This window comes from Streptomyces boluensis (assembly GCF_009908195.1).
GTDB classification, from domain to species: Bacteria; Actinomycetota; Actinomycetes; order Streptomycetales; family Streptomycetaceae; genus Streptomyces; species Streptomyces boluensis.
In genome coordinates, this window is sequence record NZ_JAAAHS010000366.1 from 1 (window position 1) to 7,759 (window position 7,759).

Sequence of the window (7,759 nt, forward strand, 5' to 3'; positions counted from 1 at the left end):
TGAACGGCCTCGACGTGGAGCACCCTGCACGTACCGGGTGAACAGCTTCAGCCCGGAGCGCCCCGCACGTGCCGAGTGCGCAACCTCGACCTACAGCACCCCCACGTACCGAGTGCGCACCCCCCACGTACCGGGCGCCCAGAACCTACGAGTGCCCCAGATCCTCCGTACCGTCCCCCGAAGGCTCCGCCGGGACGGAACCCTCCGGGGCCGGGCGCAACGGGAGGACGTCGACGTTCATCGAGTCGAAGGCGTGCGGGGCCGGGCGCGGGGGCTTCGGCATGACCGCTGCCTCGGAGTGGCCGCCGCAGCCGTACGCGAGGGACACGACGCGGCCGTCGGCGGGGCTGAACTCGTTGGCGCAGACGCCGAACGCCTGGCGCAGGGAGCCCGCGATGGGCATGAGGAACGCACAGCTCACGCAGGTCGCCGGGGCCGCCTGCGCCATGGGGGTCTTCGCGCCGTACCCCTCGTCCCAGCGGTCGGCGGCAACGTGCAGCCCGTACCGGGAGAGGACGCGGGCGCGCCGCATGCCGAGTTCCTCGGCGACCGCGGCGATGGAGCCGCGAAGCGGGGCCAGCGGCAGGTTGGCCGGCGGACCGCCGGTGACCTCGGCGTCCTCCGACTCGACGAGCTCGGCCATCTCCTCGGAGACCGGCGAGTTCGGCGCGGGCTCGTCCTCGCCGGAGTACCCGGGCTCCAGGCGCAGGTCGTCCGCGTCGGTGGGCAGCAGGTCGCCGGGCCCGAGGTCGCCGGGGCGCAGCCGCTCGCTCCACGGCACCCATTCAGGGGCGAGGAGGGCGTCGGGTCCGGGCAGCAGCACCGTTTCGTCGAGGGTGACGATCTTGGCGCGGGAGGCGCGGGCGACGGTGACGGCCCAGCGCCAGCCGCGGTACCCGAACTCCTTGGACTCGAAGAAGTGGGTGACGACCCGGTCGCCCTCGGAGACCACCTCGACGTGTTCGCCGACGACGCCGGGGGCCGCGGCCTCCTCGGCCGCCGCCCTGGCGATGTCGATCGCCTCGGCGCACAGGCGGTCAGGGGTGCGGCTTCGCGTTGTCGCTGCGCTCACAGGTATCGCTTCTCTCCTACGCCGTCTCACGGGTGCGCCGTCCACTCGGTACGGGGCACGAACGGAGCGGACCAGGGGGCCGCGTCGACGTCCGAGCCCGGTCACTCCCGGGCGCGCCTACATCATCCATTCTGCGGGATGACGAAGAGGCGCGCGGCCAAGAACAACCGCCGCAGGCGCGCTACGCACGCTACCCCCTCGAAGCGCCCGAGCCCACACGGCATCCGCCCCGAGCACATCTCCAAATGATCTCAGTGGTGCCACCGGGCTTTCCCGTAGACCCCGTGCAGGGCCCTCGCAGTCCCCTGGCGGACCCCTTGCGGCGGGCCGCTGCCGCGCTCGGAACGCCCGGCTTGGGGCACTATGACTGAGTGGCCCTTCCTTCAGGATCACGGCCGACGAAGAGTGCGAGCCCGCTGCGCAAGGCGGCTCGCGCGGTGGGCCGCGCTCTGCACCTCCCGATCACCGGACCGGCGAGGGGCATCAGGAAGGCGACGCACGCGCACGGCGCGGGCGAGTCCGGTCTCGGCAAGCTGATCGAGCTGCATGCCGTGAACGGCGCCGGCGACGTGATGATCACGGTGGCGCTCGCCTCGACGGTGTTCTTCTCCGTACCGACGGACGAGGCGCGCGGCCGGGTCGCCCTGTACCTGGCGATCACGATGGCGCCGTTCACGCTGCTCGCCCCGGTGATCGGCCCGCTCCTGGACCGGATCCCGCACGGGCGGCGGGCCGCGATGGCGGGCTCGATGCTGGCCCGCGCGCTGCTCGCGCTGACGCTGTCGGGCGCGGTGGCCACGGGTTCGATCGAGCTGTATCCGGCGGCGCTCGGCGTCCTGGTGACGTCGAAGGCGTACGGAGTGGTCCGCAGCGCCGTCGTACCGCGTCTCCTGCCACCGACGTTCTCGCTGGTCAAAGCCAATTCGCGGGTGACGCTCGGCGGGCTGCTCGCCACCGGTGTGGCCGCACCGATCGCCGCCGGGCTGCACCAGCTCGGACCACCGTGGCCGCTGTACGGGGCGTGCGCGCTGTTCCTGCTCGGGGCGGTGCTCTCGTTCCGGCTGCCGCACAAGGTCGACTCGGCGCGCGGTGAGCGGCGGGCGCTGCTCGCCGCGGACGAGCAGCATCTGCACCTGCCGCACGGCAAGAAGCCGGGGCTTCGCACGGTCGGCCCGGCGGTGACGCACGGGCTCGCCGCGAACGCGTCGCTGCGCTGCCTGTCCGGCTTCCTGATCTTCTTCCTGGCGTTCCTGCTGCGGGAGGAGCCGCTGAACGGGCAGACCGCCGCGGTGTCCCTGGCGATCGTGGGCATCGCGGCCGGCGTGGGCAACGCCCTGGGTACGGCGGTGGGCGCGGCGCTCCGCAACCGCGCCCCTGAGCTGATCATCGTGACCGTCGTCGGCCTGGTCCTGCTCGTCGCGATCACCACGGCGGTGTTCTACGGGGCGCCCCTGATCGCCCTGCTCGGTGCGGTGGCGGGGCTCGGGCAGGCGCTGGCGAAGCTGTCCCTGGACGCGCTGATGCAGCGGGACGTACCGGAGCTGGTGCGCACCTCGGCGTTCGCGCGCTCGGAGACGCTGCTGCAGATGGCGTGGGTGCTGGGCGGCGGCATCGGCATCGCGCTGCCCCTTGAGGGCGGCCTCGGCCTCGGTGTGGGCGCCTGCATCGTGGCCCTCGGCTGGCTGACGACGGTACGGGGGCTGCTCATCGCGGCCCACCGGGGCGGGCCCGATCCGCACGTGCGGTGAGGTGAGGGGGTACGGCGGGTGCGCAGGGGCCGCGCGGCACGCCGGACCCCGCGTGGCGGGACCGGTGGGGGCGCCAGATAGCCTTTCGCGCATGACCTCCCTGCGTATGTCGGCCAAGGGCCGCCGCACCGCTGCCGCCCTCGGCGCCGTGTCCGCCGGACTTCTCATCCTCTCGGCCTGCGACAAGCCGTCACCGCTGTCGACCTTGACGGTCAACGGCGACACGGTGAACGCCGAGGCCGCCTGCTACGGCGACGGCAAGGCGATCGGCGAGTCCGAGATCAAGTCCTGCCTGCAGAAGGAAGCCGAGAAGACCATCACCGTCGGCATGGACGACAAGGTCCGCTTCGGCGTCGACCCGGAGGTCGCCGAGAACGGCTGGACCCTGTTCATCGGCGGCCAGCCGGCCGAGCAGGAGCCGTACAAGAAGACGTACCGCTCGATCCCCGGCAACGTGTTCTTCTCCTCCCAGCAGGGCGGCGCCCCGCTGAAGAAGGCGCAGGTGTCGCTCGTCGAGACCGACGGCAACAAGCTCAAGGGCATCTGGCACTTCGAGCTCAAGAAGGGTGAGTAGGAGTTCCTGATCGCCGGGTTCTGATCGCCACGGCCGTCGCCGCGGAGCGGGACGCTGTGGCGCGGGCCATCGACGCAGCGCCGCCGGAGTTCCGGCCGGCGCTCGACTGTGTCGCTGTCGGCGTGGGCCCCGCCGCCGCGGCGGCCGGAACCGCCACCGCGCTCACCACGGCCGCACTCCGCGGTGAGCCGTACGGCCTGGTCGTGTCCGCCGGGATCGGCGGCGGCTTCCAGCCCGCCGCCCCCGTCGGTTCGCTCGTCGTCGCCGACGCGATCGTCGCCGCCGATCTGGGCGCCGAGACCGGCGAGGGATTCCTGCCGGTCACCGAGCTCGGCTTCGGCACCGTCACCCACACCCCGCCCGCCGCGCTCGTCCGCGCCGCTGCCGCCGCCTGCGGGGCCCGTACCGGCACCGTCCTCACCGTCTCCACCGTGACCGGCACCGCGCGCCGCGCCGCCGAGCTCAGCGGCCGTCATCCGGGGGCCGTCGCCGAGGCGATGGAGGGCTTCGGGGTGGCCGAGGCCGCCGCCGCGCACGGGGTGCCGGTCCTCGAAGTGCGTGCCGTCTCCAACCCCGTGGGCCCCCGCGACCGTGCCGCCTGGCGCATCGGGGACGCCCTCGCCGCGCTCACCGGGGCGTTCACGCGCCTCGCGCCCGTACTCGCCACCGAACCCGACGAGGAGTCGCCGTGACCCTGCGCATCGCGTACTCGCCCTGCCCCAACGACACGTTCGTCTTCCACGCCTGGGCGCACGGACAGGTGCCGGGGGCGCCGGAGCTCGACGTCACGTTCGCGGACATCGACCTGACCAACGGGATGGCGGAGCGCGGCGAGTTCGACGTGCTGAAGGTGTCGTACGCGGTGCTGCCGTACGTCCTCGACGAGTACGCGCTGCTGCCCTGCGGCGGTGCGCTCGGCCGGGGCTGCGGGCCGCTCGTGCTGACCCGGGAGCCGGGTGCCGACCTCGCCGGGAAGACGGTGGCGGTGCCGAGCGAGCGGTCGACGGCGTATCTGCTGTTCCGGCTCTGGGCCGCGGACACGCTGCGCGACGGCGCACCGGAGATCGTCGTGCTGCCGTTCCACGAGATCATGCCCGCGGTGCGGGACGGCAAGGTCGACGCGGGCCTCGTCATCCACGAGGCGCGCTTCACGTACCAGGAGTACGGGCTTCACTGCCTCGCCGACATGGGCGCGCACTGGGAGGAGACGACGGGCCTGCCGATCCCGCTTGGCGCGATCATCGCCAAGCGTTCGCTGGGCGAGACCGTTCTCAACTCCCTCGCCGACGCGGCCCGTTCCTCGGTGCGCAAGGCCTGGGACGAGCCGGAGAACTCCCGGGAGTACGTCCTCGCGCACGCGCAGGAGATGGACCCGGCGGTCGCGGACCAGCACATCGGCCTGTACGTCAACGAGTTCACCGCCGACCTCGGTGAGGACGGCTACGCCGCGGTGCGGGGGCTGCTCACCCGCGCGGCGGCCGAGGGACTGGTTCCGCCCCTCGGCCGTGACGCGCTGCGGTTCCCGTGAACGGGTCGCGTGGTTATACGTCGAGTTGGTCCGCCACCGCGCGGAGCATTCCGGCGATCTTCGCGCCGTGCGCCTTGTCCGGGTAGCGGCCGCGCTCCAGTTGCTGCGTGACGTTCTCCAGGAGCGTCGTCAGGTCCTGCACGATCGACGCCAGCTCGTCGGGCTTGCGGCGCTGCGCGGCCGCGACCGAGGGCGCCGGGTCCAGAAGCGTCACGGAGAGGGCCTGGTCCCCGCGCTGGCCTGCGACGACGCCGAACTCGACGCGCTGTCCGGGCTTGAGCGACTCGACCCCGCCGGGCAGCACGGACGAGTGAACGAAGACGTCACCGCCGTCGTCGCGGGAGAGAAAGCCGAAGCCCTTCTCACTGTTGAACCACTTGACCTTGCCGGTAGGCACGTCGTCTGTCCGTCCTCGTCTGTTCTCGTACTCGGGGTTTCGGAGTGCCGGGTCCGCCGGATCCGCCGGGTCCTGTCGGGTCCTGTCGGGCGGAAATCGGCTCTGGATAGCACTACAGCGGGCCGCCTGACCCGCCGCCACCAAGGCTAATGGTCCGGTGCCGGGTGACAAGACTGCTTTCTCGGTCTCCGCACCACTGCTTCTCGGACGACCGCCCGGCCGGTCACCATCGGCAGGGAACTACCCTGGCCGGGTGAGTGACACACCTACAGGCGCGGGTGACCGGCTGGTCCGGCTCGGCGCGATCGTCTTCTTCGTCGGAGCCCTGGCCACCCTGGTCACCGTGGCCCCGCTGTTCCTGGGCACGGAACCGTTCCCGTCCATCGCGTACGCGGTGTGCATGCTGATGGGCGTCGGCTTCGTCATCGCCGCGGCCGGGGTGCTACGGACCATCGCCGTACAGCGACGTCAGGCCCGCTCGGCGCGCTAGGCCCTGTCTTCAGACTCCCGCCTGCCACGCGTCCGGGCCGAACACCTCGTACCGGATGCGCTCCTCGGGCACACCCCGGTCCAGGAGCTGCCCGCGCAGTGACCGCATGAACGGCAGCGGTCCGCACAGGTAGGCCGTCAGCCCTTCGGGCAGCTCGACGTGGCGCAGGTCGGCCCGGCCGGTGTGCTCGTCGGGCCAGTCGCCTTCCGGGGTCTCGTAGAAGAAGTGCGTGCGTACGGTGCCGAGTTCGGCGGCGAGCTTCGCGGTCTCGTCGCGGAACGCGTGCGTGCCGGGCGCGCGGTCCGCGTGCAGGACGGTGACCGGGCGGCACGAGCGGGTGGCGACGAGCTGCCGGAGCATGCCGGTCATGGGCGTGCAGCCGATGCCGGCGGAGGCGAGGAGCAGCGGCCCTTCGCCCGCGTCCAGGGTGACGTCGCCGAAGGGCGCGCTCAGCCGCAGCAGGTCGCCCGGCCGTACCCGGTCGTGCAGGTGGGTGGAGACCTCGCCGTGCGGACCGCCCTCGGCGCCGCGCTCGCGCTTGACCGCGAAGTGGAGGCCGAGTCCGTCGCCGGCCGTTCCGGTCAGGCTGTACTGGCGTATCTGCCGTGCCCCGTCGGGGAGTTCGACCCGCACGGACACGTACTGGCCCGGCCGGAAGGCGGGCACGGGGCCGCCGTCGTCCGGTCGTACGGTGAAGGCGGCGGCGTCGCCGGTGAGCGGCCGGACCTCGGTCACCCGGTACGGGCGCCACACGTCGCCGTCCGCGACGCGCGCCTCCTGGTACAGCCGGGCCTCGGCGGCGATGAGGGTGTCCGCCATCAGCCAGTAGACCTCGCCCCAGGCCGCGGCCACCTCCGCGGTGACGGCCTCGCCGAGCACTTCGGCGATCGCGGCGAAGAGGTGGGTGTGCACGAGCGCGTACTGGTCGCGGGTGATGCCGAGGGAGGCGTGCTTGTGCGCGATACGGGAGAGGAGCGCGTCGGGCCGCCGTCCCGGCCGGTCGAGCAGCGCCGTGGCGAATCCCGCGATGGCGCCGGCGAGTGCCTGCCGCTGGGCGCCGTTGGCCTGGTTGCCGCGGTTGAACAGGTCGCGCAGCAGTTCCGGGTGGGCCGCGAAGAGGCGGGCGTAGAACCGCTCGGAGATCGCGTCGAGGGCGCCGCCGACGGCGGGCAGGGTCGCGCGTACGAGCGCGGCGGACCCCTCCGAAAGCGCCGGGGTCTCCGTGAGCCCCGGGGTCTCCAAATGCCCCGGATTCTCCGGAAGTTCAGGCGTCTCCCGCAGGTCAGGCGTCTCCGACAGCATCAGCACTCCAAATTCGTATATGAGATTCCAATTTTTGGCCGGACGTGACGGCCCGCTTCCGCAGAAGGGAAGGGCCGGTCGCGCAGGTCAGCCGGTCAGCCGGTCGGCCGCGGTCCCGGCGGGGCCAGTGCGAGCAGCACGGGGCCGGTCGGGTCTGCGACCAGGTCCTCGACGGTCACCGGGTCGAGGGTGGCGTAGAACGCCTCCTGCGCCTCGCGCAGCACTCCGCGCAGCCGGCAGGCCGAGCGGAGCGGGCAGGGCGGATCATCCTCGCAGCCGACGACATCGCCGACCCCTTCCAGCTCGCGCACGAGCCGGCCGAGGGAGCCGGTCCGCCCGCGCCCGGTGAGCGCGAGCCCGCCGCCGCGCCCGCGCCGCGCCTCGACGACGCCGAGGTCACGCAGGCGCGTGACCACCTTCGCGGCGTGGCTGTACGGCACGGCGACGGCGTCGGCCACCTCGCGGGTTGTCGGCTCCTGACCGTCCAGGACCGCGAGGCGCATGGCGATACGCAGCGCCAGATCGGTTGCCTTGGTGAGTCGCACGCCGCGACCCTAACTAATACGAATCTCAAATACCACTTTGCCGAGCGGTTGGCCGATCGGTCAGCCGAGCGGTTGGCCGAGCGGGCTCAAGCGGGGTGGGCTC

The 7,759-nt window shown here is 72.6% G+C and carries 9 protein-coding genes; 5 read left to right on the plus strand and 4 right to left on the minus strand.

The annotated features are described in order from the left end of the window. Window positions 1-145: 145 nt before the first annotated feature. Window positions 146-1,072 (minus strand): DUF3027 domain-containing protein, encoded by a 927-nt coding sequence (locus GUY60_RS30870; RefSeq protein WP_161703795.1) that lies wholly within the window; start codon window positions 1,070-1,072, stop codon window positions 146-148. Window positions 1,073-1,488: 416 nt separating this feature from the next. Between GUY60_RS30870 and GUY60_RS30875 the strand changes: the two genes are divergently transcribed. From GUY60_RS30875 to GUY60_RS30890, 4 genes are all read left to right on the plus strand, one after another. Continuing rightward, on the plus strand, window positions 1,489-2,820 hold the full coding sequence (locus GUY60_RS30875) for an MFS transporter (RefSeq protein ID WP_161703805.1): 1,332 nt from the start codon (window positions 1,489-1,491) through the stop codon (window positions 2,818-2,820). A 91-nt stretch (window positions 2,821-2,911) separates the two neighbouring features. Continuing rightward, a complete protein-coding gene (locus GUY60_RS30880; RefSeq protein WP_161703797.1) occupies window positions 2,912-3,394 on the plus strand; it encodes a DUF2771 domain-containing protein in 483 nt (160 codons plus the stop codon). Between the two features lie 23 nt (window positions 3,395-3,417). Continuing rightward, window positions 3,418-4,086 (plus strand): futalosine hydrolase, encoded by a 669-nt coding sequence (locus tag GUY60_RS30885; RefSeq protein ID WP_161703807.1) that lies wholly within the window; start codon window positions 3,418-3,420, stop codon window positions 4,084-4,086. Further along, window positions 4,083-4,922 carry a 1,4-dihydroxy-6-naphtoate synthase gene (locus GUY60_RS30890; RefSeq protein WP_312866490.1) on the plus strand — a complete coding sequence of 280 codons (840 nt, stop codon included), beginning with the start codon at window positions 4,083-4,085 and terminating at the stop codon, window positions 4,920-4,922. The genes GUY60_RS30885 and GUY60_RS30890 overlap by 4 nt, the downstream gene beginning before the upstream one ends. 13 nt (window positions 4,923-4,935) lie before the next feature. Here GUY60_RS30890 and GUY60_RS39580 read toward each other — a convergent pair whose 3' ends face one another. Further along, window positions 4,936-5,319, minus strand: a complete 384-nt coding sequence (locus GUY60_RS39580; protein WP_161703799.1) for a cold-shock protein — start codon at window positions 5,317-5,319, stop codon at window positions 4,936-4,938. A 253-nt stretch (window positions 5,320-5,572) separates the two neighbouring features. Between GUY60_RS39580 and GUY60_RS30900 the strand changes: the two genes are divergently transcribed. Continuing rightward, window positions 5,573-5,809, plus strand: a complete 237-nt coding sequence (locus tag GUY60_RS30900; RefSeq protein ID WP_161703801.1) for a hypothetical protein — start codon at window positions 5,573-5,575, stop codon at window positions 5,807-5,809. Between the two features lie 9 nt (window positions 5,810-5,818). Here GUY60_RS30900 and GUY60_RS30905 read toward each other — a convergent pair whose 3' ends face one another. Both GUY60_RS30905 and GUY60_RS30910 read right to left on the minus strand, forming a co-directional pair. Further along, window positions 5,819-7,111 (minus strand): globin domain-containing protein, encoded by a 1,293-nt coding sequence (locus tag GUY60_RS30905; RefSeq protein ID WP_161703811.1) that lies wholly within the window; start codon window positions 7,109-7,111, stop codon window positions 5,819-5,821. Between the two features lie 95 nt (window positions 7,112-7,206). Continuing rightward, window positions 7,207-7,656, minus strand: coding sequence for an RrF2 family transcriptional regulator (locus GUY60_RS30910; protein ID WP_161703803.1), 450 nt, complete (start codon window positions 7,654-7,656; stop codon window positions 7,207-7,209). Window positions 7,657-7,759 lie beyond the last annotated feature (103 nt).